Consider the following 25,560-nt stretch of genomic DNA (forward strand, 5'->3'; position numbering starts at 1 on the left):
ATTGGAGTGAAAGGCACGAAGACTCCAGCGGGAGCAGCGGGACAGGGGAGACCCCACAGGCGCTTAAGCGCCGAGGAGGCCCACCGCCCGCCCTGCGGAAAGCGAAGCGCCTGGAACGGAAATCGACAAAAATAGACGAGGAGTGAGGATATGAAGGATGATCGATTAACTATCGTCAAACGGGCAGTATTGGAAATTCAAGACGGAATGAACGTAAACCTTGGAATAGGAATCCCAACTCTCATTGCCAATGAGATTCCGAGTGAATATAATGTGCTACTTCAATCAGAAAATGGATTATTGGGGATTGGACCCTACCCTGTAGTAGGCCAAGAAGATCCTGATCTAATCAATGCTGGGAAAGAAACGGTTACAGCTGTACCAAGTGCTTCTTATTTCGATAGTGCCGAATCGTTTGCGATGATTCGTGGTGGCCATATTGACCTAGCTATTTTAGGAGGAATGGAAGTCTCTGAATCTGGAGATTTAGCCAACTGGATGATTCCAGGTAAGATGATCAAGGGAATGGGTGGTGCCATGGACTTAGTTAATGGTGCGAAACGTGTTGTTGTCATAATGGAACATGTAAATAAACATGGCGAATCGAAAGTGAAGAAAGAGTGTACCCTGCCACTTACTGGTAAACAAGTGGTCCACCGATTAATCACGGATTTGGCAGTATTTGATTTTACTCCTGAAGGCATGGTACTCGTGGAAACACAAGAGGGAGTAACTGTCGAGGAAGTTGTTGAAAAGACAGATGCTGCTTTTACAATCGGTCTAGAAACATCAGCAAAATAACGTAACGAGTTCGGTTTTCGACCAATTAGCAGTCCAATCCATATGAATTGGACTGCTTCTTATTGTTAATTTGTGAATAAGAATTCGCACCTGATTTAGCAGGATGATAGAAGTTGTTATTGTCATCTTTCAAATTCAAATGTTAAAACTTATCGATTACTATATTAAAATTACTTCGTGTAAATCACCTTGAGAGTCGAGTATAAAACCTGAGAGTCGAGCATAAAACCTGGGAGTCGAGCATAAAATCTGAGAGTCAAGCATAAAACCTGAGAGTCGAGCATAAAACCTCGAAAGTCGAGCATAACATCATAAAAGTCGAGCATAAAACCTCGAAAATCGACCTTAACACATCAAAAATCGGGAAATATCTAAAATTAAGGTGGCAGTTTTCAAAAAACGGGGTCAAATGTTGAAAAATTGCAATTTAGTACTTCAAAACTAAGCCTCGTTATAAATTTAGGGGTAAATGTTTACTAGATTAGTAAACTTAAAATTGAATAATTAACACAATTTTCAATTAACCATTGCACGAAGTCCATATTATGCTATAATAGGGACTGAATTTCATTATCAACCTAATTATTAAAATATCACTAGGGGATCCCTTGATAAGGGCTGAGAATAAAGTAGTTACTTTTAAACCCTCAAAACCTGAACAGGTTCGTACCTGCGTAGGGAAGTGGCGCATTGTAATTTTGTGCTGGTTTATTCGACGTGCAAATTTTCAAACCACTTTCCCATGTAGGAGAGTGGTTTTTATTTTGGGGAAAAACGGAAAAGTTTGTTAGTTATTTTCCAAATGTTGTGATTCCCCCCTATTTTTCAGTTAAAAAGGAGGTGTAAGTAAAAATGAAATTGATCGCCATAACAGATGATCAACATTCTGTGGTAGATCTGGCAAACAGCATTATTCAAATAAAGGACATGGTTGATTATGTACATATTCGCGAAAAAAGAAAAACCACCAGTGAAATTGTTGCACTACTTCAGCTTTTAAAAGCAGGAAATGTCAGCCATGAAAAAATTGTTATCAATGATCGGTTGGATATCGGGTTACTTCACGATATTCCAAATATTCATTTGCCCGGTAACGGCCTACCGGCTAAGACTGTAAAAGAGCGGTATCCACAGATTCGTGTGGGGCGTTCTGTCCATTCCTTGAAGGAAGCGAAGCAAGCGGAAAGGGATGGAGCGGATTACGTTCTGTATGGTCATTGCTTTGAAACTAATTGTAAGCAAGGGAAACCGCCAAATGGTCTCGAAGTGCTTTCGAAAATTGCCAACGAATTACAAATACCTGTGTACGCAATTGGCGGAATTAATCCTGATCGGGTCGATGTGGTAAGAAACACTGGTGCAGCTGGAATAGCTGTTATGTCAGGAATCTTTGCCTCTTGCGATCCTGTGGCAAGCGCCCGAAACCTTTTTGAAAAATGTAAGGAGGAAAGATAATGACTAATAAATATGATGTGGCGGTAATTGGTGGAGGTGTTATCGGTTCTTCAGTAGCCTATCACTTAGCGAAAGAAAACATGAAGGTTGCTCTATTTGAGGCCCAACAGATTGGATGTAAAGCATCTGGAGCAGCGGCGGGAATGCTCGGTGCCCATTCAGAATGTGATGATATGAAGATCTTTTATCCGTTTGCTCGGAGCAGTCAAAAGGCATACGCTCAGCTTCAAGAGGAAATTCAAACTCTCACTGGCATTGATTTCGAAATAAAGACCGGTGGTATTTTTAAGGTAGCCTATTCAGCTTCAGAAAAAGAGGAGCTCCGTTCAGCGCTTGCTCTCCCTACGGTTGAATGGTTTGAAGCGAACGAAGTCGAAAACAGTGTTCCTGGCGTAAATCAAAACATAATTGGCGCTGCCTATATTAAAGAAGATGTCAATGTATTGCCAACTTCTGTATCTCGCGGTTTAAGCAAAGGGGCCAAAATACTTGGTGCTTCAATCTATGAATATACTACTGTACTAGATATTCAAAAAAATGGAGAAAGCTACCTCATTAAAACAACCAGAGGATCGTTCGAAGCCAATTATGTTGTCGTGGCAAATGGTGTTTGGAGCAGTGAATTGTTTTATCGGTTTGGTTTGAACCATCAGCTTTTTCCAATCAAAGGAGAAATCCTGTCTGTATCAAGTGAATCGGTTTCGCTGAAACACACGATTTTTCATAATGGTAGTTATGTGATGCCTAGGAAAAATGGTGAACTCATAATTGGTGCAACGATGATCGCAAACGACTGGAATGAAAAACCGACACTTGGCGGGATGGAAAAACTAATCGACAAAGCCAAGTCGATGTTGCCTGCTGTGACCGATATGACAATCAACTCTTTTTGGGCAGGGCTTCGTCCGCAAACCTTTGATCAAAAGCCATTCATTGGTAAACATCCCGAACAAGATAGAATCTTATTTGCAACCGGTCATTCTCGGAACGGAATTCTACTCGCTCCGGCAACTGGGGAAATGATCCGCGATTTGATTCTTGAGAAACCGGTAAATAAAGACTGGCAAGAAGCATTCAAAATTGATCGAAAAAACCCAGTGCTAGTTTAAAGGAGAAATGAAATGACTAAGACCGTTCATTTAAATGGGAAAATGGTTCAACTGCCTGAAGAAGTTTGCTCTGTCCAAGATTTATTAGGATTTTATCATTTAGAAAATCGAATTGTTGTCGTGGAGATAAACAAAGAAATCACCGACAAGGAACAATACCAATCAACCCTATTATCAGATCGAGATGCAATCGAAATTATTCATTTTGTTGGAGGAGGATGACCTATGCTAAAAATAGGAAACCAAACGTTTAAATCAAGATTATTACTTGGAACAGGGAAATATCCATCATTTGAAATTCAAAAAAGTTCTGTTGAGGTATCGGAAGCAGAAATATTAACATTTGCCGTCAGAAGAATGAATATTTTTGAAGAATCCCAACCTAATTTTCTTGAACAGTTGGATTTAAAAAAATACAAATTACTTCCCAATACTGCAGGAGCAAAAACTGCAGAAGAAGCCGTTAGGATCGCAAGGCTGGCAAAGGCTTCCGGTTTATGTGACATGATTAAAGTCGAGGTGATTGGCTGCGACAAATCGCTCCTACCTGACCCGGTAGAAACTTTAAAAGCCTCAGAAATGCTGTTGGCAGAAGGATTTATTGTCCTACCTTATACGTCCGATGATGTCGTGTTAGCGAGACGACTTCAAGAACTTGGGGTACATGCGATTATGCCAGGTGCTTCACCAATCGGCTCAGGACGAGGCATCGTCAACCCGTTAAATCTTAAATTTATTATTGAACAAGCTACTGTCCCGGTTATTGTCGATGCTGGCATCGGCTCACCAAAAGATGCTGCCTTCGCAATGGAGCTTGGTGCGGATGGTGTTTTGCTTAATACCGCTGTTTCCGGAGCAAAAGATCCAGTAAAAATGGCGTTAGCGATGAAGTTGGGAATTGAGGCGGGCCGACTTGGTTTTGAGGCTGGTAGAATTACCGAAAAGGATTATGCTGTTGCCAGTAGCCCGCAAGCCGGGATGGTGACATCTTGAAGGACCGTTACAAAAAGCAGGAATTATTTTTAGGAAGTGCTGGGCAAGCTCGATTGCAGAATGCCCATGTCATCATAATGGGGGCGGGAGCACTTGGGTCAACAAGTGCGGAGATGCTTGCCAGAGCGGGTATTGGTCAAATCACCATCGTTGACAGAGATTATGTCGAAGCCAGCAATTTGCAAAGGCAGCAATTATATACAGAGGACGACGCAATAAATAAAATGCCGAAAGCAATTGCGGCAAAAAATCGTCTCAAGCAAATAAATAGTGAGATTACCATAAATGGTCTAGTCGGCGACATTAATGCTCAAAATATTGAAGAGTTAATGAAAAACAAGTCCATTATCGTGGATGCCACCGATAACTTTGAAACAAGAATGATCATGAATGATTGTGCAGTAAAACTAGGGATCCCGTTTATATTTGGCGCCTGCGTGGGCAGCTACGGACTTACATATCCGATTATCCCTGGTAAAACACCGTGTCTTCATTGCCTAATAAGTCATTTACCAGCACAAGGTATGACTTGTGATACATTAGGTGTCATAAGTCCGATTGTCCAACTAGTAGCGTCCTATCAGGTAACCCGAGTTTTGCAGTATTTAACAGGACATGAGTTGCGTCCTGTATTACAATCTTTTGATATATGGAAAGATGAAAGTGCCCAAATAAACGTTGGGAAATTAAAGAATCAACATTGCCCAACCTGTGGTAAGGATGCCATTTTTCCATATTTGTCATTTGAAAATCAAACCAAAACCGATGTTTTGTGTGGCAGAGATGCTATCCAACTTCGTCCGGGTACTGTTCAAATTCATTCACTTGAGGGATTAGCGCAAAACTTAACAGGGATTGTAAATAACCTGATTGTTAATCCTTATTTGCTCTCATGTACATTTGAAGACCACCGAATTGTCTTATTTAAAGATGGTAGGGCGATCATTCACGGAACAAATGAACCTTCCAGGGCAAGATCAATTTATAACAAAATGTTTGGCTAAATTGAGGGCGATTCTTCACCATGAAGGATCGCCTTTTAACCTTTTCAGTGCCCTTTATCATCTGAAAATATTGACGATGCGGTTATCTACGTTGAGTGAGCATTATCGTCAGCCAATCCAAGACTGTGGCGATGATAATTCCTGTTGAATAACGATACAGATCTACGATAAGAAATCCTTTGCCAAGTGCTCCGAGCAAGGTACCCCGAATCTGATTGATCCAGTCTTCCTGATACAATTGAATAAACTCAATGCCAAAACTAAATATAAAACTAAGCCAGATGGCAATGAACAGCCTATTACGGACGAGTAAGAAACGGAAACCGAAATAGACCATCATCGCCCACAGCACATCCCCTGCGTTCTCGGCTAAATATAACAAAAGGTGTTGGCTGTATTTTCTGGAGGCTAGGCCTAATAAAATGGTCATAAAAACGGCTATCAAATAAGCTATTCTCAAGTTACCGTAACGCGGATTGATTGGTTCATTTTTAGTAGTCAATAGAATCACTCTTTTGTATGGATTGATATTCATTGTATCTCATTAATAAATAAATTTGCATATGTAAAAGCTGTGTTGAAGCTCAATGTTGATTGGAGTGAAAGGCGCGAAGACTCCTGCGGGAGCAGCGGGACAGGTGAGACCCCACAGGCGCTTTAGCGCCCAGGAGGCTCACCGCCCGCCCCTAAGGTGCGCGAAGCGCCTGGAACGGAAATCAATATTCTAGTTTAACATTGCTTATGTAAAAATAATTGGATTCTAGTAAGAAAGAATGAACCTTGATTGTTTTTGGGATATACTGTTCATGTACATAGTAGATCATGATCCAAAGGAAACCAAGGAGGAATAATCAATGTTAAATAAAGAAATGAAAAAATATATATCAGAAATAATGGGTGAGCAGGAAGCATCACCGAAAACGATTGAATTATATAAGGAAGAAAAAGAATATATTGAAAAAAATCATTTAATCGAAGCTGAAGTAAACCTTATCGAGAAAAACTCCGCATCACGTTTTGCAGACGCCTATATTGAACGGGGTGACAAAGAACAAGAAGAAGTAATCGCTGAAGAAACAGCCCCTTTTCTAGAACAACCGATCGATTACTTTAAAAAACATAAAAATGAATTTATTTATGTGGAATCTAAGTGGTTTGATTTGATTGGAGTAGATGCAGTTGCCTTTGAAGCTGATGATGTATTCGGAACATACGATGTCATGTTAGGTTTAAAGCTGCAAAAGAAATTTGAACCTTCAATTAAGGAATTTCTTCAAAACTCTTTGCACAATGACGGCGCGAAGTTCGATTTAATGTTTGATCAAGGGGACGGTTTATGGAGTTTAAACTTTGCTTTAAACTTTGTAGAGGGATTTAATGAAGAAATGTCAATGAGAGAAGCTTACGGTTTGATTTATCAATTTCTATTTAAACTTGATGAAGCAGTAGAACAGAAATAGGAGATTATAACGGAATATTATTTCAGGATTATTTTGGATGTGTTACGATAGAGGGTGTTATAACCAACTATATTGATGTGCTTCGGAGGTCTATAAGTATAATGAAGAGTTTTGCTTTCATAGGTCCGTTATTAGCCGTAATACTACCATTTATTCTGTTCGAATCTTTTCATAATGGGATCTTAGCAGATCCTTTTTTCGAGATGCCGAGGGGACATTTTTATATTGTAAGTATAGTGTCTGTATTATCGACCATGATTTCAATAGCAGTAGGGATTGCTGGAAACAGAGTACGTAACATTAAAGTAAGTTTCTTAGCCTTATCCTTCTTTACTCTTGGGCTAATGTTTTCCGTCCATGGTTTATCAACGCCACATTTTATTATGGACATGAATCATATACCAGCTATTTCTGCACAATTAAGTTTGTTTCTAGCAACAATCTGGTTGTGGTTATCCTCACTGCCATCGGACAATAAATGGATTGAATTATTATCGCGCAAACAAAATTGGTTGCTTCCTAGTTGGGCGATAGCGTTATCTATCTTCGCTATTATAGGAATGATTTTTCCTACTGTTGCTGAGTGGATTCCGCTAAATGTGAAACCACTTAATGTAATTATTATGACACTAACTATTTTACTAAATGCAATAGCGATGTATCGTTATTACCGGTCTTATCGATATTCTCGGTTTCCTTTACAGATTGCGATTGTGTATTGTACTGGCTGGTTTATGGTATCACAATGGATAATGGTAAGAGGAGAATTGTGGAGATTAAGTTGGTGGATCTATCATTTTTTATTGCTTGCATCGATGGTGGTCATGCTTATAGGTCTTGTTAAGCAGTATGCCGTAAAAGGAACAATGATAGGCGCATTAAAGTCACTTTTCACTAATGATCCGTTTGAACGAATTACAAACAGTATAGTACCAAGTGTAAAAGCTCTTATAATGGCAACGGAAAAGAAAGATATATACACAGCAGGCCATACCTTGAGAGTGACAATGTATGCCTTGAAGCTTGCTGAAGGACTCCATTTAAAACCAGAACAATTGCGAGCATTAGTTCAAGGTGGACTTCTCCATGATGTTGGAAAGATAAATGTACCCGACACTATTCTAAATAAACCGGGAAAATTATTACCCGATGAGCGTGCTTTGATTGAAGAACATCCTGTCAAAGGGTATGAAATGTGTAGAGTCCTCGGGATTATGAAAGAAGAGTTAAGCATCATTCGCTCTCATCATGAAAAATGGGATGGGAGTGGTTACCCCGATCGACTTAAGGGAGAGGAAATTTCATTTTATGCTAGGATAGTAGCCGTTGCAGATGTTTACGATGCATTGACATCCGATCGCTCATATAGAAAGGCCTGGCCACATTCTAAGGCAATGGATTTTATAATAGATAACAAAGGGTCACACTTTGACCCTCAATGTGTTGATGCTTGGGTAAAAGTTTGTGAGCAAGATCCAAGGGTTTATCAAATTCCATCACAAACGATAAAGGATGAAACTACAGCTAAATGCCTTGCTACCTTATAACTTGGTTAATCTTCTTAATCTAGGTAAATTTTGAAAATGAAGTCTCTGACTTCAAGATTTTCTGGCAATCGAATAATGCCAAATGCCCTCAATTAAATCTTTGTAAATTTTTTCTTGGACCTCTAAATAGTCTAAATGTCCGATAACCTCAGACATAACAAGAGAAAATTGCTGATCATACATTTTTTTATATAATGTTTGGGCAAGTTCACTTGCAGTATGAATTCCAGATTGGATCAATTGAAGAAGTCGCAGTGACTTTCCTTCTATTCGGTCCAATCTTTTTTTGAATAACGGATTTGGATTTTCAATCAATACTCCATGACCTGCAAAAACAAGATCAGCATTAAGCGATAAGCACCGCTCTAACGAGTTTGAATGCTGGATGAGCGAGTGGATTCTTTTCCCATGTAAGTCGGGCTCAACTAAGGCATTACTTGAAATATGCTCAATCAATAAATCACCAGCAAATAACCAGTTATTTGCTGTATCATGAAATGCAAGTTGGTCAGATGCATGGCCTGGAGTTTGCATAACGTTAAAATTTAAAAATTTTTTATTAGTTAACTCAATAATATTCGTTTGAATAGCTTGATCCTTATTTTTTTGAATAGCTTTTCTTAAAAATGCCACTTGGGTTTCACCAGTCTCACCACAACCCATTTCTTTATATAACTGCGCAAAAAATTCAACCCGCATTTCCAAAAAAGCTTGATCTCTTTTTAATCGGGGAATGGAATGGGGGGAGGCGTATATTGGGATCTGATGATTTTCAACAATCTTATTTACTAACCCAATATGATCATTATGATGGTGGGTTAAGAGCACTTCAGTCATATCTTCCAAACGAAAACCGTTCCTGATAAGTGTGGATAGTAATGAATTCCAGCAGTCTTCATTATTCAAACCCGCATCGATCAGCGTAAGAGAATGGTCTTGTTTTAGTAAATAAAAATTAATACTTTTTAATCCTGACTGATTCGGCACAAAAATAGGGAAAACCTCGCAACCATTTCTCTTTAAATCTATCAACAGCATACACCCCGCAATTTCCATTGAAATGAAAAGGGGAGAGCTTTCTCCCCCTCCATCATTCTATTTAGCTAAAAGCTTGTCTAAATGTTTAATGATCGCGTTACGATCCCCTGAAATCTTTTCTTCGCGCACCTGGTCCTTCTCTAGTTTGTCCAATGCCTTCGTGTAAACTATTTGTTCCACCGATTGCGGGATAACGACGACCCCATCAGCATCCCCAACTATGATATCGCCCGGATATACGGCTTGTCCACCACATGCGATTGGAATATTAATTTCACCAACACCTGCTTTTCCACTGGCCGCAACAGCTGTTCCTTTTGAAAAAATAGGGAAGTCTAAGTCTTTAATCCCAACGATATCGCGGATAACACCGTCAACGACAATAGCGGCTACGCCAAGAGTTTGGGCCATTCCTACCACAAAATCGCCCGCAATCGCTCGATATTGATTTCCTTTGGCATCAACGACAATAATGTCACCTGGCTTTGATTCTCTAATCGCACGTAATACAGCTTTGTTATCACCGACCGGAATCTTAACAGTTAAAGCTCTTCCAGCAAATTTATATTCTTCCTTTAAAGGTTTAATAGAGGGATCCAAATTATATAATCCGTCCATCGCATCAGAAATACATGTTGTTGGAATATTTTGATATTTTAACACAAGTTCATCCATTTCGCATTCCCCTTTTTAAATAGTCTATTATCCATTATACAACTCTTACAATTAAATGGAAAAATAAGAAAATACTATAAGGTGTCATAAGAAATTGTAATCACTACCGACAAGTTAGCATAATTAATCCTATTTGGATTCCATTCAAACCCAGAGCATTACATTTACTTAGGATTTTGTCGAAACCTACGAAAAACACCCTCTCCTAATTGTAACTAAGGTTGTCATATCAGTAATGGAATATTACTTTGAAGCTATAGTCTCTTTGATCATCTTCAATCGAACTATCTCTAATTTTACTCTATTCTAATAGTTAATACTGTTAAATAGTTCATTATATAGAACGTTAAATTCTTTATATTGTACAGGAAATTAAGAAAACAAGAGATAATTCAAGTGAAAGGTGCTTAATTTAGTATTTTTGCCCTATTTTGGGATTTTTATTATTAGGAAAAATGACCTATACTCAAACAGGGAGGTTCTTTATAAAGAACTGGGCGATATATAATTTGCGATCTAACGATAAGATATGTTCACTTTAAAGAACTTAAAGGAGGGGTAGTTCAAATGGATTATACAAGGCGGAAGAAGCGGTCTCACAATAAGGTAATTCAAAGACATAAAAAGCCTTTTTACCTAATTTTGAATCTTTGGCTTTTATATTTAATTATCCTTTCCTCAAGTTTTATATCGAACGATACATTTTCTTATTTTAATGACTCTGAGCAAATAAATAATTCATTTTCAGCATCAAATAATTTTTGTAAAGATCCAGAATATGCAAAGAAATATAAAGATATATGCAAGTGCAAAGATAACTCTGGTTTAGGTAATGGAAGCGAACAATGTGATCAATATGATGATGATTTTGGTGATGAGGATAACCCAGGGCATCAAGAAACTTATTGTCCAGATGATCCAAACACTCCAGAAAGAGAAGTATGTGACGATCATCCTAACGTAAATGATAAATCGAATAATAACGCTTTAACCGAAGAGCAAAAAAAAAGTGAGGAACTTCTAAAAACAGGTAGCACACCGATAAATCAGTCCGAAGCAACCAATTAATCGGGAGGTAATGAAGTAACAAATAGCACCTGATCTCAAGATAATATTCCGACAAAAGATAGCAATTCTCTCTCCAATGAAGAAAATCTACCTTTGCTGATAAATAATTATAAGTCAATAAATAATGAGTATGAATAATGAGGTGAAATCTATGAAAAAAAGCATGAAAATTGTTAGCAACTTTATTACAATACTACTTTTTCTTTTATTAATTTTTATGGTTTATATAGTGATTTCTTCGAAAATTGCAGGTGGAGAACCACAGTTTCTTGGCTATCAATTAAAAACCGTATTATCTGGTTCAATGGAACCAACCTTTAAGACAGGCTCGATAATTGCAATAAAACCTGTTAGTGATCCTGCAAGCCTAAAAAAGAAAGATGTAATAACATTTATGGAATCAGATAATAAGTTAGTTACACACAGAATAGTTGAAGTTAATAAAGATGGTAATCAAACAATGTATAAAACAAAAGGGGATAATAACCAGGATCCAGATGCAAATGCCGTACTTTCACAAAATGTAGTTGGAAAATACACTGGATTTACTGTCCCTTACGCGGGCTACTTAATAGATTTTGCAAAATCAAAACAAGGAATTTCGCTATTACTTATATTGCCAGGGATAATATTGCTTGCATATTCAGGGGTTACAATTTTCAAAGCTGTAAAAGAACTTGATAAGGGTAGGGAGAAAGAACTAAAAGACGGTCATGAAACTATTTAACGGTTGTTTTCCTTATGTTGTCATAAGGATCCATCATAAATTTACATACCTCTTTAAAGAGGTGGAAAAGGGAGGAAAAGGGAATGAGTATTAAAAGAAAGTTAGGGTTAGGAGCAGCATCAGCTGCACTAGGTTTATCACTAATCGGTGGTGGTACATTCGCTTATTTTAGTGATGCAGCAACCCTTCATAATGGATTTGCAGCAGGCACATTAAATGTTGAATTACAGAAAGCATGGGATTTTCCACTTAACTTTGACTTAAGTAATATCCAACCTGGTGACAGTTTTGAAAGACAATTTGTATTAAAAAATTCCGGAAGCCTTGCTATTGAAGATGTATTCATGGGTGTAACGGCTAATGTAACAAATCCGTTAGGCACAGGTGGAACTTCTGATCAATTTTTGGATGCCCTAAATGTAAAATACTTTGTTGATGCAACACCACCTTATATTGACCCAGATGCACCAGATGCTGGTTATCTCCTTATTAACTCTCAGGATATTTCATTAAGAGAAGCGATTGCTGGAGATTTTGCAGGAAAAATCAAAGCTGACTATATTAAAAATGGAAAACTAAATTTAACACCTCTGGGAATAAATTCAAGTGAAACAAATAGATATCGTATCATCATAGAGTTTAAAGACTCTGGACAGCCGCAAAATAATTTACAAGGTATGGTAGCAAAAGTTGCCTTTAACTTCGATGCAAGGCAAGTAATGGCTCCAAAATATCATGATCAAAATGCACCTAACGGAAACCTTACAGGTAATGGGATAATTGGTGACCGTGCAACAACTGATTCAACTAGTAATGTTGCTAACCAACCAGCAGTAGTTGACGCGCCTGCTTGGCAGGATTAGAAAAATAAATTTACTAAATACAGAAAGATATTTTGTTTTAAAGGTAGGGTTATTATCCACCTCTTTTAAAAAAAGGGGAAATGGGGGGTAAATATGTTAAAAAAATCCTTTGTTATATTAATAATTGTCACCATTTATTCCTTGTATTCCCCCTTAAGTTTAATTAATGCCAATGGGACTAAAAAAGAAATTGATATTTCAACAAGTCCCGAGAAAGTTTTCTTTGATATAAAAAGTGGGAGACCAGGCGATACTTACATTAAAGAAATAGAAGTTAAAAATAATGGGGACCAGGATATTAAGTATCTATTTTCAAATAGCTTTTTAAATGGGTCTGAAAAATTTTATAATGAATTATTATTAAAAGTTGAAGATAAAAATGGTGTAATATTTGATGGGAAATTTAAGGATCTTCAAAAATTAGATTCAAGGGAATTGAAAAGGCATGCTTCAGAGATACTAAAATTTAATATCTATATACCTATTGAACTTGGAAATGAATTTCAAAATCTTAATAGTGAATTCCAGCTTAGGTTTTTTGTTGATGGGACAAATGGTGGAGTCTTATCAGTTGCCGGGTATAAACTTCCTAATAGCGCAACTGGTATTTATAATTTATTAATTGCCGGAGCATTCCTAGCCCTTGGTGGTGGTACATTTTTGTTAAGTAAAAAAATTTCAAGTGGAAAACGATTAGCTCGCCTTTCTTCGAAAAAAGCTGAATAAAAAAATTATTGAATTCGTATTATTAGGAACGAGTGTCCATAGATGATATAATATACCCATGATGTCTATTATATACTACCTCATGATATCCATTGAAAAGTTTTTGACCTCTTAGGATTTATTTCTTTTCGAACAACAATTTTGTATCGGTGAACAGTAAAAGGCAAATCTATTGAAAGATAGTGACGCAAAGTTACAGGTCTAAAATTAGAGGAGTTCTCTGATTATGACGGCTGGGCTGCCTGAAATAATTGGGCTGGAGGGAGAGGAATGGTAGGGGGAGTAATACTTAGTCATGAGGAATTAGATTTGGAATGGGTTGAGCTAATAATGAATGCTCTGGATATGGGGTTGTCAGAAGAGGAGATTAGGTCATTTTTGGATGAATCTACACAAAGTATACCTCATTAGATAGAAAACTAAAATGAAAAGGAAGATTCGAATTGATCATAATGGTTATTAATAACATAGATGATGTAAGACAAAAAAAATAAGCTGCTATTTTGGAATAACCAAAATTCAGCTTATTTTTTTGCTTTTTTTGATTCAAGTATTCGTGGTTGTTCATTATAGGTATTTCATTAAAGAAAATGATAGGGGAATTTTTGAATTTCAAAATCACACTTGACAGGTAGGATAAGTGAGGATAAGATGAAGATATTGTTAGGTAATATTTAACATAATAACTTGGAATTCCCACCTGATATATGTTTTGTCTGAAAAGTGGGGAATCCTTCAAGCTAATAGTGCATGCTGATTGGATAAACCGAAGGCGCATACTTAATAAAAGTATGCGCCTTTTTTATTACTCAAAAAAAAAGGGGGGATTCATCTTTCTTAATTAAATATGATGGATTCTTTAATGAGATAAATGATTATCGTAGATTTCAAAATTGAGAGGAGAATGATAAAATGGCAGATTTTGAACAAGAGAAAAAGAAATATATTTTGGATTCATTAAAGGATTTGCAATTTGGTTCTCTCGTGATTACCATTCATGACGGGCAAATTACACAAGTGGACAAAACCGAGAAAAATCGTTTTATTTCAAAAAGTAAATCAAAGACCAATAGGGCAGTACAAACTTATAATTAAGAGCTTTTAACTAAGAAATGATGATCGAGTTATTTGTATTTTTCGAAATGATTAGTTTATTTTAAATTCCAAGTTGACTTATGTGATAAATAAGGATAATATAGCAATTATTAGGAAATTATTTAACATTTCTTAGGATATCAGCAGTTGCTATCCGATAACGGAAGGACTGAAAGCTTTAGAGATGTTTAAAACTAAAATTTATAGCCGTTTATTACGGTTAATACAAATTAGACAACTTAATAAGATATTTGGCTTATCAGACAACTGAAGGCTGCTCTTCTTTTTTTTTATATTGATAAAAGATAGCAGTCTTTTTTTTATTCTTTTTTTAAATCAGTAAGTGTTGATAGGGGGAAGGCAAATTTGTCGTTTTTGGGTAAGTCTGGAGCAAACAAGAAGGAGGAGGGGAAGCAAGGATGAGTGTAGTCATTGAATCGTTGAATCGAACCTTTATAAAATCACAACAAGTTATTCAAGCTTTGCAGGATGTCAATTTACATATTAACAAAGGAGAATTCATTACGATTATTGGTCCAAGTGGGTGTGGGAAGAGTACCTTATTAAAGATTGTTGTAGGGCTCGATCTCAATTTTGAAGGTACAGTGAAAATTAGTAATGTCGACCTTAAAGGTCCAGGAATTAAGCAAGGGTTCATATTCCAAGAGCATCGTCTTTTCCCATGGTTGACTGTCGAAAAAAATATTGCAGCAGATCTATCTTTAAAAGATCCTGAAGTAAGGAAGAAGGTAGATGAATTAATTGAGATTGTCAGATTAACAGGGTTTGAGAAAGCATACCCAAGGGAATTATCGGGAGGAATGTCACAGAGAGTGGCAATAGCCAGAGCGCTACTTAGAGATCCGGAGGTCCTACTTCTGGATGAACCGTTTGGGGCACTTGATGCATTCACAAGGACTCACCTGCAAGATGTACTCCTTGATATTTGGAGGAAGAAAGGCACAACAATGATTCTAGTGACCCACGATCTTGATGAATCTATCTATCTTGGACAACGCGTGGTAATTATGAGCCCTAGACCAGGAAGAGTTAGCAAAACAATTACAATTGATTTACCATATCCTCGTAAAAAAGTAAATCGTACGTTTCAGGAGCTTAGACAACGCGTTTTAGAAGAATTTGAGAAATCGGATGACCTTCTTTTAGTAGAAGGTTCCGGAATTTAATCGGAAAGGGATAAAAATCATGAAAAAATTTAAAATTATTGGTTTAATATTTATTCTTAGTTTGAGTTTACTAGCAGGGTGTTCCTCCACAGAATCAAAGCAAGAAAGCGTAAAGGCAACCACAAAAAGTGAAAATGTCACTGTCAATATCGGGATTCAACAACTCATCGGACCACTTCTGTTAGCGAAAAACAAGGGATGGTTTGAGGAAGGCTTCGCCAAAGTTGGAGCTAAGGTAACCTGGGCAGAATTCCAAAGTGGTCCACCTCATTTTGAAGCAATGGCCTCTGACCGCTTGGATTTCGGTCAAGTTGGAAACTCACCAGTCATTTCAGCACAGGCAGCAGATATTGATTTTAAGGAAATTAACACGATCAGTAAGGGATTAAAGGGAAATGCCATTCTCGTACAAAAAAATAGTCCAATTAAAAATATAAAAGATCTTAAAGGTAAAAAAATTGCCGTAGCAAAGGGAAGCAGCGCTTTTAATTTACTGTATCGTGCCATCGATCAAGCTGGATTAAAACCAGATGATATTGAGATTATTCAACTTCAGCCTGATGAAGCGCAACCTGCGTTTGAAACAGGTTCAGTTGATGCTTGGGCCATTTGGGATCCTTTTGTCAGCTTACAGCAAATAAACCATGACGCCAGAGTTTTGGCAGACGGTGACACCTTAAAGGTCGTTTCACCAAGTTTCACCATTGTACGTGGGGAATTTGCAGATGAACACCCTGAGCTTGTGGTTGAGTTTTTAAAAATATATGAGAAAGCTCTAAAATACCAAAATGAGCATACCGATGAAGCAATTAAAATATATGCAAAAGAGAAAAAAATCGATCCAGAAGTGGTAAAGCAGGTGTTGAAAAATTCTGTAGCGATTAATGTACCAGTTGATGAGAAAATTGTGGAAGCACAACAGGACACCGCCGACTTCCAATACTCTTTAAAGGCCATCAACAAAAAAATAAATGTATCAAAGGTTGCAGATAACACGTTTATTAACAAAGCATTAAAAGAGTTAGAAAAAGAAAATAAATAATCGGAGGTGAATTTGATGAGTAAAACAAAGGAAGTTTCTCTTTCATCCAATCCAATATTTAAGTTTCGTGCTCCGTTATTTATTAAAAAACGTGGTAAGAGAGTTACGATACAAAAACAACTCATTGTCATGCTACGAGGGCTCATATTACCAGTAGCTGTGGTTGCCATTTGGCAATTAGTCGGTTCCTTCGGACTAGTTTCAAAAACGTTGTTACCGACTCCGTGGGCGATTTTGGGATCCTTTACAGATCTGATCGTCACTGGTGAGTTATGGGGCCACATGGAAATTAGTATATGGCGAGCTGCTATCGGATTTGTCATTGGTGCTGGGTTAGGCTTATTACTTGGTTTGTTTGTAGGATTCTCGAATAAGACGGAGCATTTTATGGATCCTTCTTTACAAATGCTCAGGACTGTTCCCCATCTTGCGGTCGCACCACTGTTTATCTTGTGGTTTGGTTTTGGAGAGACTTCAAAAATTTTACTGATTGCGAAGGGCGCATTTTTTCCAATCTATGTTAATACGTTTTTGGGAATAAGAGGTGTCGATTCGAAATTGTTTGACGTCGCAAGAGTCTTGGAATTCAGTCGCTTGAAACTGATTACCAAATTGATTATTCCTGCTGCACTTCCAAATATCCTTCTTGGTGTACGGTTGTCACTTGGAGTAGCTTGGCTTGGGTTGGTAGTCGCTGAATTAATGGGATCAAGCGAAGGGATTGGCTACATGATTATGGATGCACGACAATTTTCAAATACCGAAGTTGTATTTGTGGGCATCATTATTTTTGCATTAGTTGGGAAATTTACAGATTCAGTTGTCCGTCTCTTTGAGACTAGACTATTAAAGTGGCAAGATCACTTCTCTGGTGAAAATAAAACGAATTAATGAAGCAGTAATACATTCTTTTGCTCTAAAAGTAAGTAAACATCTTGGAAAACTAATATTTATTTTACAAAAAGGAAGGGGATTTACATGGGTAAATTTGTAATTGTTTCAGGCAGTCCAGCAGAATTCTCAAGATCAGCGGCAATCGCCAAATTTGTGGGTGAATTATTGGAAGAAAACAACGAGGTTGAGTTCATCCACGTAAAAGATTTACCACCAGAAGATTTGGTCTATGCAAAATGGGACAGTGAAGCAATCAAAAAATCAATTAGGCTGATTGAAAGTGCTGATGCTTTGGTGGTTATTAGTCCAGTCTATAAAGCAAGTTATACAGGGTTATTAAAAACATTTATTGACTTACTTCCAGAAAAGTCTCTTGTGAATAAAACAATATTACCGATTTTAAATGGGGGCACAGTTGCGCATCTATTATCACTTGAATATGCATTTAAACCTGTGTTCTCGGTATTAGGTGCGACAGATATTGTCAATGGTGTTTATTTGGTTGATTCACAGGTTCAGTATCGAGAAACAGAAATAACCTTTATTGAAAATGAAGCGGAACAGCGACTGAGAAACAATGTTAGTGAATTAATCAGCAGGGTAAATAATCAACCAACATTAGTGATAAAAGGGTAAGGGGGGATCAAATAATGGAGATTTTATGGTTTATTCCTTCAAGTGGTGATACTCGTTATTTAGGAACTACAAAGGGGGCACGACAAGCGGAATATAGTTATTTCCGCCAGATTGCACAAGCGACGGATCGTCTCGGCTATACAGGTGTGCTCATTCCGACCGGAAATTTTTGCGAGGATCCTTGGATTTTGGCAAGTGCCCTTGCTGCTGATACAGAAAGACTAAAGTTTTTAGTTGCGGTTCGTCCAGGACTTACACTTCCCTCTGTTGCGGCTCGAATGACTTCAACACTAGACCGGGTTTCAAATGGTCGAGTGATGATCAATGTGGTTGCTGGAGGAGACCCAGTTGAATTGGCTGGTGATGGAATTTTCCTTGATCATGATGGACGTTACGAAGCGACAGATGAGTTCTTAACAGTTTGGAAAGGGTTATTAAAAGGAGAAGATGTAGATTTTTCAGGGAAACATCTTAAAGTTGTAGGAGGGAACCTACTATTTCCACCGGTACAACAGCCCCATCCTCCAGTCTATTTCGGTGGATCATCACCGGCAGGTCACGCTGTGGCGGCAAAACATACCGATGTTTATATCACATGGGGAGAACCACCTGCAGAGGTTGAGAAAAAGATTAAGGAAGTTCGTAGCCTAGCAGAGAAAGAGGGAAGAACAGTTCGCTTCGGAATTCGTCTCCATGTCATAGTAAGAGAAACAGAAAAAGAAGCTTGGGAAGCAGCAGATAAACTAATTAAACATTTAGATTCCGACACAATAGAAGCTGCACAACGTGGTCGAGATCGGATGGATTCTGTTGGTCAAAAGCGAATGACCGATTTGCATGGATTCGAAAGAGAGGATCTTGAGATTAGTCCAAATTTATGGGCAGGGATTGGATTAGTTCGAGGCGGAGCGGGAACTGCACTAGTGGGTGATCCGATTCAGGTATCCGATAGAATCAAAGAATATGCTGATTTAGGGATTGATACGTTTGTTCTCTCGGGTTACCCCCATCTTGAGGAAGCCTATCGAACCGCAGAATTACTATTCCCACTTCTTCCAGTTAACGAAAGTAGCGCTGATTCCAAGAAAAATATAGTTGGGAGCGTATATGGAAAAAGCTACAGTGCATTCTCACTGTTATAGATATTTTAATGAAAAAAGGTGAGTTCTGAGGAACTCGCTTTTTTGTCTGGAAAAGGGAGTTAACAATAACCCTATAACAATTGTAGTAATGTTCCTAAATATTGTAAATTTCAACGAATGTTCACTGCCTTTCACCGGACAGTTGGGGTATAGTAAATTTAAGGAAAAACTTGTTTTTCTAAAAATAAAATATATGAAGGTGATCTTATGATTTATGACCTGGTTTTGTTGCATCCACCAACCGTGTATGATTTTCGGAAGGAAATGATCTTTACCGGTCCCATCAGCGACGTCGTCCCATCATCACCGGTATTTGAAATGTATCCGATCGGTTTAACTAGTATCGGAGATTATCTTGAACGATTTGGCTTAAAGGTGAAAATTATCAACATCGCCAACCGAATGTTATTAAATCCAAATTTCGATGTTGAAAAAAAATTAAGTAAAATCAAGACAAAAGCATTTGGAATTGATCTTCATTGGCTTCCACACGCACACGGAAGTGTTGAGCTGGCAAAGGTCGTCAAAAAACTACACCCAGATGTCCCAGTTATCTTCGGGGGATTATCTTCCACTTACTTCCACAAGGAACTAATCGAATATCCTGAGATTGATTTTGTTATGCGGGGTGATACCACAGAAAAACCATTGTTGATGCTGTTAAACCGCATAGAAAACAAACATAAAGACTTCTCAACTATCCCGAACTTAACTTGGAAAAAAGATGGACAATACCACTTTAATCCGATTACATATGTTCCAGATGATCTGGATGAGTTTGATTTCCCTGGGTATCGATATATCATTAAATCTGTCTTTAAGTATCGAAATCTATTAGACCCTCTACCATATAAAGGCTGGCTCCAATATCCGAACACTGCCCTGCTTACTTCAAAGGGGTGCACATTTAATTGTTTAATTTGCGGCGGATCCAGAACAGCCTACGACATAAATTGCAATCGGAAAAAACTTGTGATGAAATCACCAAAGAAAATGTTAGAAGACATCGCCTTTATTCAAAGATTTAGTCGTGCACCTATTTTTCTACTAAATGATATTAGACAGGGTGGCCCTGAATATGTTCAGGAATTTTTATCAGGTCTTAAAAAGTTAAATATTAAAAATGAAATTGTTTTTGAACTTTTTCAATTTGCTGATGAAGATTTCTTCAAACAGCTTCATGATGCAATTCCAAAATATAGCATAGAATTAACATTAGAATCATCAGATGAAGATTTAAGGCGATTAAATGGAAAGCTGCCATGTACGAACAAAAAAATAATCGAAACACTACAACACGCTTTAAGCCATGACTGTGCGAAAATCGATCTATTCTTTATGGTTGGTATCCCGGGTCAATCGTATAAAAGTGCAATTGAAAACATTAGTTTTTGTGAAGATATTCACAATATTTGCAATCAAGATACCCGCCTATCTTATTTTGTAGCACCATTATCGCCATTCCTTGATCCAGGAAGCCCTGCTTTTGAAAATCCGGATAAATACGGCTATACCAAGATTTATTCAAAATTAGAAGATTTTCGTCAGGCGATGGTACAACCATCGTGGAAATATATGCTTAGCTATGAAACTGATCAAATGAAGCGTGACGAGATTGTAAAAGCAACTTATGATTCAGCCTTATTGTTAAATCAATTTAAATTAAAATACGGATTAATTGACCAAGCAGCGTATGATGATATTGAGACTAAGATTACGAAATCATTAGAATTTATCGATAGAATCGATGGGATTTTGGAATTACCTCCACTTGAAAGAGAAGCAGGACTTGCTGAAATCAAAAGGGAAGTAATCGAGGTCAATCGACATAGTATCTGTGGGAAAAATGAATTAAAATGGGAAACGAAAAAGTTATACGCAAATTTTGGTTCGTTAACTATTATTGGATTAGAACTGCTTTTAAAAGAGATGGTAAAAGGGGTTAAATTACAGCTTGGAAAGGTTGACCGACATAAGGTGACCCTTTAATAATCCGCAATTTAATTAGAAAAGGCTGTCGCAATGACTTGCGGCAGCCTTATTTTATAAAATTCTACTGTGTTAAAGCTCAATGTTGATTTTTTTGCACAATGTTGATTGGAGTGGAAGGCGCGAAGACTCCTGCGGGAGGAGGCTCACCGCCCGCCTCACAGAAAGCGAGTGCCTGGAATGGAAATCAACATTCTAGCATTAACAGAGCCAAAAATTATATGGTAAGTTACTATTTACTGGATTCAGTAATCCCTTTTAATACTTTTGGTAGTATCTCAGAAAAATCACTGGCAAGCATCGATTCTTCAGAATGGTCAATAGTCCAATACTCAGCACATTTTCCATGAAGATAAACTGCATTGGCGATAGCAGCGCGTTCATTATCATGAGTACAAATCATTGCCAAAATCATTCCGGTCAACGTGTCACCGGTTCCTCCCTTTGAAAGTGCAGAATTACCGGTTGGATTAACAAGCCCCGACCCATCAGGAAAGGCAATAATCGTATTTTCCCCCTTTAATACGACGGTTACATGATTTTCTTGTGCATATTGGCAAGCAAGCTTAAACCGATTTGCTTGGATATAGGTAATGCTTTGACCAACCATTTTACTGAATTCTCCTAGGTGAGGGGTTAAGATGGTAGGTGCCTTTCTGGTTGGATAGGAACGTGCAGAAAGAGCAGAAGCATCGATAATGACAGGAAGGTTACTGACCAATATATTTTCCAGTGCTTTTTCTATCAGGGTTTGATCGCTTAATCCTGGGCCAATCGCAATCGCTTTAATTTTTTCAGGTAGGTATCCATTAGCTATTTTTTCAAGCCCCTTATGAATATAAGTTGCTTCCGGCAATCTTGTACAAATAATCGACGAAGCAAAAGTACTCGTAGCTATGATCAGCTTCCCAATTCCACAGCGCATGGCTCCAATCCCAGAAAGCATAGCACTTCCGGGCATTTCATCACTTCCGGCAATCAGTAGTCCGGTCCCAAAAGTCCCCTTATGGCCGTTTTTTGGTCGCCTTGGGAAAGTATTTATCACATCAGATATTGTACATATCTTCCAATGTCCATCTTGAGGTAACTCTAGTTGCAAGGATGCCATTTCTTCAGCAAGCTTATTATCTTTTCTTAGCTTACTTTTATTATTAACATTCATTTCGATCACCCCTTTTAAAAAAACAGTAATATCTAATTCAGCATAATTGAATGATTCTCATGCTTTATTTTATCTTATTTTTTTAATAATGGAAATTCTATTAAACTCCTTTTTCTACCGTGGGAAAGTTCATAAAACGGTGATAAATGTCAAAGATTATTCACAAAATATTACAGAGAATGGTGTTATAATGAGTCCGGTTAAAAATAATTTACTCCTTTAAAAGTTATATCCGCTTGAGTTTTCCTGGGGTAAATAAAAAAAGGGGATCTTAAATAATGTGGGTAATCACAGTTCATTCAAAGGAACAAACTAGAATGTTCGAATTTGACAACGAAAAGGAAGCAAGAGAGGCTTTCAAGGAAATCAAAGGTTGTAAAATTCTTTCAGAAGTTGTTTACTTTAATGATCCTTGTTTCCAACTAACAGCTGTCTAAGAAACTTATATATAGATGCAACACTTAAAACCTATAATGATAGAGGGTGGCACAAAATAGCCTTTTGTGTTGCCCTTTTTTTACATTCGAAATGATTGACTTTTTTGAAAAATAGTCTAAAAATCATTGTAAATCGTTAAATCATGGAAAGGAGAAACACATGGTTTTAAATCTAAAAAATATATCATTAAAGAGAAATGGTAACTGGATATTACGTGATATAAACTGGGAAGTTAAAAAAGGGGAAAATTGGGTATTGTTTGGGTTAAATGGTGCGGGGAAAACAGCCTTACTAAACGTGTTGAATGCCTATGAATATCCATCTAAGGGGAATATTATGGTTTTAGGGAAAAAGTTTGGCAAAGATCCTCTTGCTGAAAACCTACGCCAACACATCGGACTGGTTTCTTCAAGCCTTCAGGAAAAACTACATCCTGGTGATAATGCTTTTGAAATTGTGTTAAGTGGTGCGTTTGCTTCAATAGGCCTCTACCAAACGCCAACGGATGAAATGAGAAACAAGGCAATTTCATTATTAGAAGACCTGGGTTGCATCGATTATGCCAACCGAAATTATGAAACTCTATCTCAAGGTGAGCGACAAAGAGTTTTAATTGGTAGAGCATTAATGGCGGACCCCGCTTTGCTCATCTTAGATGAACCGACGAACGGTCTTGATTTTTTAGCCCGTGAAAGGCTATTAGAATCGATTGAGAAAATTTCAAAAGGACCAGGGTCACCAACGATGTTGTACGTTACCCACCACGTTGAGGAAATTTTACCAACTTTTCAAAAAACACTTTTACTTAAAAAAGGGGAGGTTTTTTCAGCAGGGTTAACATCTGATATGATTTCTGAATCAATTCTCTCAGACTTTTTTGGAATTGATGTTACCGTTATATGGAGAAACGGAAGACCATTATTAATGAAGAAATAAAAACATATGCCGACGCATATGTCTGGCTGTCGAGAAACTCTCGACAGTCTATTATTCCCCCTTTAATAACTTTAGTAATTAACCGCGCTAATTTGTTGTAATATCATTAATAATTATTAATAAATAGGATGTTCAATAGGTCTGTTGATTTCCGTTCCAGACGCTTCGCTTTCCGCGGGGCGGGCGGTGAGCCTCCTCGGCGCTAAAGCGCCTGCGGGGTCTCACCTGTCCCGCTGCTCCCGCAGGAGTCTTCGCGCCTTCCACTCATCAACAGAGAGGTTCCAATAAAGATCTTCCACTCAACCAATAAATAATAAAAATAAGTGATGAAATCAATGTTTAAGCCAAAAGAGCCTAGCCAAAGTGAATATGAATTTGTGTCTATTGATGACATTTCACGCCCTATACTGATCCCTTAATACTTTTAAGTTTGAATTCAAGGACCCTCGTGGGAAAATGGGGATCAAAGAGCTGCACTGATGACCAAAATTCAAGAGTCGCGAAAAAACGGGAATCAAAGAGCTGCATGGGCTTCGCGACTGCCGTTTACGGGGATTGAAGAATGTAAGTAACAGGCCTTACAGCAGCCTACCAAAACATAAGAAAATTGCAACACATTTAGCCAGGTCGGATAAGGTGTGTTGCAATTCTTTAGGTTGACCCCCTTGTTGATTGGAGCGAAGATCAATAGGTCCCTTAATATTGACAATCTCATATTAAATATCGGCATTTAATGTTCTGACAAAATGGAAAGTTGCCGAGATAGTACCTTTTTCGACAATCTGAAACATATGCGGACGCATATGTTTTTTTGATTACTTTAGGTGATTGTTTTCCTTTTGTTGCTTCAGTAAACGATTATGGAGGTTTGCGAGAAATAGGTAGGCTAATATAGATCCACCTAGTGTAAATGCCATATCCCACTGCGCATCCCAAATATCTCCCTGCGTCCCTAAAAAATTTTTTGCAGTTTTCCCCCCATGCGCTAGTTTTGAAAATATCCATTCATTAATTTCATAAAAAGCAGCAATAGCTAAGGACATACTGACCGTAATAACAAACAACCATTTCCCCTTAACTAAGGGGCTTTTCTTTAACAATATTTCCCTTAACAGAATGGTGATTAGACCTTTAAAAAAATGCCCAAAACGGTCGTAATGATTGCGGCGTAAATTAAAATGGTCTTTTATCCAATCGAAAAGCGGTACTTTTGAATAAGTGTAGTGCCCACCTACAAATACCAATATAGACAAAAGAGCGATGATGATATAGGAAAGGGTGGTGAGACGAAACTTATTATAGATAACAATGGCCATCATCAGTCCAATCAGAGCGGGGGACACCTCTAAAATCCAATCTGAGTATTGAACAGGTTTAATGAATGACCAAATAAAAACAGCTATTACGATGACCAATATTAATAAATGAATATAATTACTTTTCTTTTTTGCCATTTTCAAAATCACCCCTTTTATTGTGTCGTTGTGAAATTTTCCATTAAGACTGGTATAAATCTAAACTATGTCTACCACAAGATCATTCGTTATTTTTGCCTATTTGGTGATAATTATGA

General features: G+C 37.6%; 26 protein-coding genes, 1 pseudogene and 2 riboswitches. Of the genes and pseudogenes, 22 read left to right on the forward strand and 5 right to left on the reverse strand.

Annotated features, from left to right (window positions below; translation table 11 throughout):
* Positions 1 to 150 precede the first annotated feature (150 nt).
* The 6 genes from B1NLA3E_RS08215 (at position 151) to B1NLA3E_RS08240 (ending at position 5,362) form a co-directional block, all read left to right on the forward strand.
* The gene (locus B1NLA3E_RS08215) at positions 151 to 801 is read left to right on the forward strand and encodes a 3-oxoacid CoA-transferase subunit B (protein WP_015593374.1); all 651 of its coding nucleotides are present in this window, start codon (positions 151 to 153) and stop codon (positions 799 to 801) included.
* A gap of 588 nt (positions 802 to 1,389) precedes the next feature.
* A riboswitch (TPP riboswitch) is annotated at positions 1,390 to 1,499 on the forward strand.
* A 154-nt stretch (positions 1,500 to 1,653) separates the two neighbouring features.
* A complete protein-coding gene (gene tenI, locus B1NLA3E_RS08220; protein ID WP_015593375.1) occupies positions 1,654 to 2,256 on the forward strand; it encodes a thiazole tautomerase TenI in 603 nt (200 codons plus the stop codon).
* On the forward strand, positions 2,256 to 3,365 hold the full coding sequence (gene thiO, locus B1NLA3E_RS08225) for a glycine oxidase ThiO (RefSeq protein ID WP_015593376.1): 1,110 nt from the start codon (positions 2,256 to 2,258) through the stop codon (positions 3,363 to 3,365). The genes tenI and thiO overlap by 1 nt, the downstream gene beginning before the upstream one ends.
* A 12-nt stretch (positions 3,366 to 3,377) precedes the next feature.
* Entirely contained in the window at positions 3,378 to 3,587 is a 210-nt protein-coding gene (gene thiS / locus B1NLA3E_RS08230) for a sulfur carrier protein ThiS (protein ID WP_015593377.1), read from the forward strand.
* A 3-nt stretch (positions 3,588 to 3,590) separates the two neighbouring features.
* Positions 3,591 to 4,358 carry a thiazole synthase gene (locus B1NLA3E_RS08235; protein WP_015593378.1) on the forward strand — a complete coding sequence of 256 codons (768 nt, stop codon included), beginning with the start codon at positions 3,591 to 3,593 and terminating at the stop codon, positions 4,356 to 4,358.
* Entirely contained in the window at positions 4,355 to 5,362 is a 1,008-nt protein-coding gene (locus B1NLA3E_RS08240) for a ThiF family adenylyltransferase (protein WP_015593379.1), read from the forward strand. The genes B1NLA3E_RS08235 and B1NLA3E_RS08240 overlap by 4 nt, the downstream gene beginning before the upstream one ends.
* 82 nt (positions 5,363 to 5,444) lie before the next feature.
* Here B1NLA3E_RS08240 and B1NLA3E_RS08245 read toward each other — a convergent pair whose 3' ends face one another.
* Positions 5,445 to 5,897 carry a ribosomal maturation YjgA family protein gene (locus B1NLA3E_RS08245; protein ID WP_015593380.1) on the reverse strand — a complete coding sequence of 151 codons (453 nt, stop codon included), beginning with the start codon at positions 5,895 to 5,897 and terminating at the stop codon, positions 5,445 to 5,447.
* Between the two features lie 319 nt (positions 5,898 to 6,216).
* Here B1NLA3E_RS08245 and B1NLA3E_RS08250 point away from each other — a divergent pair, with 319 nt between their 5' ends.
* Entirely contained in the window at positions 6,217 to 6,822 is a 606-nt protein-coding gene (locus B1NLA3E_RS08250) for a hypothetical protein (protein WP_015593381.1), read from the forward strand.
* 101 nt (positions 6,823 to 6,923) lie between these two features.
* Complete coding sequence (locus B1NLA3E_RS08255) at positions 6,924 to 8,369, forward strand: HD-GYP domain-containing protein (protein ID WP_015593382.1); 1,446 nt, start codon at positions 6,924 to 6,926, stop codon at positions 8,367 to 8,369.
* Between the two features lie 51 nt (positions 8,370 to 8,420).
* On the opposite strand, the gene B1NLA3E_RS08260 is transcribed toward B1NLA3E_RS08255, so the two are convergent.
* Complete coding sequence (locus tag B1NLA3E_RS08260) at positions 8,421 to 9,407, reverse strand: MBL fold metallo-hydrolase (protein WP_187292163.1); 987 nt, start codon at positions 9,405 to 9,407, stop codon at positions 8,421 to 8,423.
* A 57-nt stretch (positions 9,408 to 9,464) separates the two neighbouring features.
* Positions 9,465 to 10,082, reverse strand: a complete 618-nt coding sequence (locus B1NLA3E_RS08265; RefSeq protein ID WP_015593384.1) for an RraA family protein — start codon at positions 10,080 to 10,082, stop codon at positions 9,465 to 9,467.
* Positions 10,083 to 10,649: 567 nt separating this feature from the next.
* Between B1NLA3E_RS08265 and B1NLA3E_RS08270 the strand changes: the two genes are divergently transcribed.
* The 12 genes and pseudogenes from B1NLA3E_RS08270 (at position 10,650) to B1NLA3E_RS08320 (ending at position 21,451) form a co-directional block, all read left to right on the forward strand.
* Positions 10,650 to 11,150 (forward strand): SipW-dependent-type signal peptide-containing protein, encoded by a 501-nt coding sequence (locus B1NLA3E_RS08270; protein ID WP_015593385.1) that lies wholly within the window; start codon positions 10,650 to 10,652, stop codon positions 11,148 to 11,150.
* 151 nt (positions 11,151 to 11,301) lie between these two features.
* Complete coding sequence (gene sipW, locus B1NLA3E_RS08275) at positions 11,302 to 11,877, forward strand: signal peptidase I SipW (RefSeq protein ID WP_015593386.1); 576 nt, start codon at positions 11,302 to 11,304, stop codon at positions 11,875 to 11,877.
* 83 nt (positions 11,878 to 11,960) lie between these two features.
* Positions 11,961 to 12,740, forward strand: coding sequence for a TasA family protein (locus tag B1NLA3E_RS08280; RefSeq protein ID WP_015593387.1), 780 nt, complete (start codon positions 11,961 to 11,963; stop codon positions 12,738 to 12,740).
* Positions 12,741 to 12,833: 93 nt separating this feature from the next.
* The gene (locus tag B1NLA3E_RS08285; RefSeq protein WP_015593388.1) at positions 12,834 to 13,466 is read left to right on the forward strand and encodes a TasA family protein; all 633 of its coding nucleotides are present in this window, start codon (positions 12,834 to 12,836) and stop codon (positions 13,464 to 13,466) included.
* Between the two features lie 152 nt (positions 13,467 to 13,618).
* Positions 13,619 to 13,712: riboswitch (cyclic di-GMP riboswitch) on the forward strand.
* 24 nt (positions 13,713 to 13,736) lie between these two features.
* Positions 13,737 to 13,877, forward strand: coding sequence for an anti-repressor SinI family protein (locus B1NLA3E_RS23785; RefSeq protein WP_015593389.1), 141 nt, complete (start codon positions 13,737 to 13,739; stop codon positions 13,875 to 13,877).
* 501 nt (positions 13,878 to 14,378) lie between these two features.
* Positions 14,379 to 14,561: a YezD family protein gene (locus tag B1NLA3E_RS08290; RefSeq protein ID WP_015593390.1), complete on the forward strand. Its 183-nt coding sequence runs from the start codon at positions 14,379 to 14,381 to the stop codon at positions 14,559 to 14,561.
* A gap of 419 nt (positions 14,562 to 14,980) precedes the next feature.
* Positions 14,981 to 15,748: an ABC transporter ATP-binding protein gene (locus B1NLA3E_RS08295; protein WP_015593391.1), complete on the forward strand. Its 768-nt coding sequence runs from the start codon at positions 14,981 to 14,983 to the stop codon at positions 15,746 to 15,748.
* 16 nt (positions 15,749 to 15,764) lie between these two features.
* Positions 15,765 to 16,790 carry an aliphatic sulfonate ABC transporter substrate-binding protein gene (locus B1NLA3E_RS08300; RefSeq protein WP_187292183.1) on the forward strand — a complete coding sequence of 342 codons (1,026 nt, stop codon included), beginning with the start codon at positions 15,765 to 15,767 and terminating at the stop codon, positions 16,788 to 16,790.
* Positions 16,791 to 16,949: 159 nt separating this feature from the next.
* Positions 16,950 to 17,681 (forward strand): annotated as a pseudogene (locus tag B1NLA3E_RS08305) (ABC transporter permease); the annotation flags it as partial.
* Positions 17,682 to 17,768: 87 nt separating this feature from the next.
* Positions 17,769 to 18,320, forward strand: a complete 552-nt coding sequence (gene ssuE, locus B1NLA3E_RS08310) for an NADPH-dependent FMN reductase (RefSeq protein ID WP_015593394.1) — start codon at positions 17,769 to 17,771, stop codon at positions 18,318 to 18,320.
* Positions 18,321 to 18,334: 14 nt separating this feature from the next.
* Positions 18,335 to 19,462: an FMNH2-dependent alkanesulfonate monooxygenase gene (gene ssuD, locus B1NLA3E_RS08315; protein WP_015593395.1), complete on the forward strand. Its 1,128-nt coding sequence runs from the start codon at positions 18,335 to 18,337 to the stop codon at positions 19,460 to 19,462.
* 207 nt (positions 19,463 to 19,669) lie between these two features.
* Entirely contained in the window at positions 19,670 to 21,451 is a 1,782-nt protein-coding gene (locus tag B1NLA3E_RS08320) for a TIGR04190 family B12-binding domain/radical SAM domain protein (RefSeq protein WP_015593396.1), read from the forward strand.
* Between the two features lie 232 nt (positions 21,452 to 21,683).
* Here B1NLA3E_RS08320 and B1NLA3E_RS08325 read toward each other — a convergent pair whose 3' ends face one another.
* Positions 21,684 to 22,559 carry an NAD(P)H-hydrate dehydratase gene (locus B1NLA3E_RS08325; RefSeq protein ID WP_041580973.1) on the reverse strand — a complete coding sequence of 292 codons (876 nt, stop codon included), beginning with the start codon at positions 22,557 to 22,559 and terminating at the stop codon, positions 21,684 to 21,686.
* Between the two features lie 332 nt (positions 22,560 to 22,891).
* Here B1NLA3E_RS08325 and B1NLA3E_RS25230 point away from each other — a divergent pair, with 332 nt between their 5' ends.
* On the forward strand, positions 22,892 to 23,050 hold the full coding sequence (locus B1NLA3E_RS25230; protein WP_015593398.1) for a hypothetical protein: 159 nt from the start codon (positions 22,892 to 22,894) through the stop codon (positions 23,048 to 23,050).
* 160 nt (positions 23,051 to 23,210) lie between these two features.
* Positions 23,211 to 23,987: an ABC transporter ATP-binding protein gene (locus tag B1NLA3E_RS08330; protein ID WP_015593399.1), complete on the forward strand. Its 777-nt coding sequence runs from the start codon at positions 23,211 to 23,213 to the stop codon at positions 23,985 to 23,987.
* A gap of 815 nt (positions 23,988 to 24,802) precedes the next feature.
* On the opposite strand, the gene B1NLA3E_RS08335 is transcribed toward B1NLA3E_RS08330, so the two are convergent.
* Entirely contained in the window at positions 24,803 to 25,441 is a 639-nt protein-coding gene (locus B1NLA3E_RS08335) for a DUF2238 domain-containing protein (protein ID WP_015593400.1), read from the reverse strand.
* Positions 25,442 to 25,560 lie beyond the last annotated feature (119 nt).

This window comes from Bacillus sp. 1NLA3E, assembly GCF_000242895.2.
In the GTDB taxonomy this organism is placed as follows: Bacteria; Bacillota; Bacilli; order Bacillales; family Cytobacillaceae; genus Bacillus_BU.

Coding starts and splice junctions, on each gene's coding strand:
- B1NLA3E_RS08250 (WP_015593381.1), top strand. CDS start 6,217: ATGTTAAATAAAGAAATGAAAAAATATATATCAGAAATAATGGGTGAG.
- B1NLA3E_RS08335 (WP_015593400.1), bottom strand. CDS start 25,441: ATGGCAAAAAAGAAAAGTAATTATATTCATTTATTAATATTGGTCATC.
- B1NLA3E_RS08280 (WP_015593387.1), top strand. CDS start 11,961: ATGAGTATTAAAAGAAAGTTAGGGTTAGGAGCAGCATCAGCTGCACTA.
- B1NLA3E_RS23785 (WP_015593389.1), top strand. CDS start 13,737: ATGGTAGGGGGAGTAATACTTAGTCATGAGGAATTAGATTTGGAATGG.
- B1NLA3E_RS08215 (WP_015593374.1), top strand. CDS start 151: ATGAAGGATGATCGATTAACTATCGTCAAACGGGCAGTATTGGAAATT.
- B1NLA3E_RS08295 (WP_015593391.1), top strand. CDS start 14,981: ATGAGTGTAGTCATTGAATCGTTGAATCGAACCTTTATAAAATCACAA.
- thiS (WP_015593377.1), top strand. CDS start 3,378: ATGACTAAGACCGTTCATTTAAATGGGAAAATGGTTCAACTGCCTGAA.
- B1NLA3E_RS08290 (WP_015593390.1), top strand. CDS start 14,379: ATGGCAGATTTTGAACAAGAGAAAAAGAAATATATTTTGGATTCATTA.
- B1NLA3E_RS08235 (WP_015593378.1), top strand. CDS start 3,591: ATGCTAAAAATAGGAAACCAAACGTTTAAATCAAGATTATTACTTGGA.
- tenI (WP_015593375.1), top strand. CDS start 1,654: ATGAAATTGATCGCCATAACAGATGATCAACATTCTGTGGTAGATCTG.
- B1NLA3E_RS08265 (WP_015593384.1), bottom strand. CDS start 10,082: ATGGATGAACTTGTGTTAAAATATCAAAATATTCCAACAACATGTATT.
- B1NLA3E_RS08260 (WP_187292163.1), bottom strand. CDS start 9,407: ATGCTGTTGATAGATTTAAAGAGAAATGGTTGCGAGGTTTTCCCTATT.
- thiO (WP_015593376.1), top strand. CDS start 2,256: ATGACTAATAAATATGATGTGGCGGTAATTGGTGGAGGTGTTATCGGT.
- B1NLA3E_RS08330 (WP_015593399.1), top strand. CDS start 23,211: ATGGTTTTAAATCTAAAAAATATATCATTAAAGAGAAATGGTAACTGG.
- B1NLA3E_RS08325 (WP_041580973.1), bottom strand. CDS start 22,559: ATGGCATCCTTGCAACTAGAGTTACCTCAAGATGGACATTGGAAGATA.
- sipW (WP_015593386.1), top strand. CDS start 11,302: ATGAAAAAAAGCATGAAAATTGTTAGCAACTTTATTACAATACTACTT.
- B1NLA3E_RS08245 (WP_015593380.1), bottom strand. CDS start 5,897: ATGAATATCAATCCATACAAAAGAGTGATTCTATTGACTACTAAAAAT.
- B1NLA3E_RS08255 (WP_015593382.1), top strand. CDS start 6,924: ATGAAGAGTTTTGCTTTCATAGGTCCGTTATTAGCCGTAATACTACCA.
- B1NLA3E_RS08270 (WP_015593385.1), top strand. CDS start 10,650: ATGGATTATACAAGGCGGAAGAAGCGGTCTCACAATAAGGTAATTCAA.
- B1NLA3E_RS25230 (WP_015593398.1), top strand. CDS start 22,892: ATGTGGGTAATCACAGTTCATTCAAAGGAACAAACTAGAATGTTCGAA.
- ssuE (WP_015593394.1), top strand. CDS start 17,769: ATGGGTAAATTTGTAATTGTTTCAGGCAGTCCAGCAGAATTCTCAAGA.
- B1NLA3E_RS08320 (WP_015593396.1), top strand. CDS start 19,670: ATGATTTATGACCTGGTTTTGTTGCATCCACCAACCGTGTATGATTTT.
- B1NLA3E_RS08285 (WP_015593388.1), top strand. CDS start 12,834: ATGTTAAAAAAATCCTTTGTTATATTAATAATTGTCACCATTTATTCC.
- ssuD (WP_015593395.1), top strand. CDS start 18,335: ATGGAGATTTTATGGTTTATTCCTTCAAGTGGTGATACTCGTTATTTA.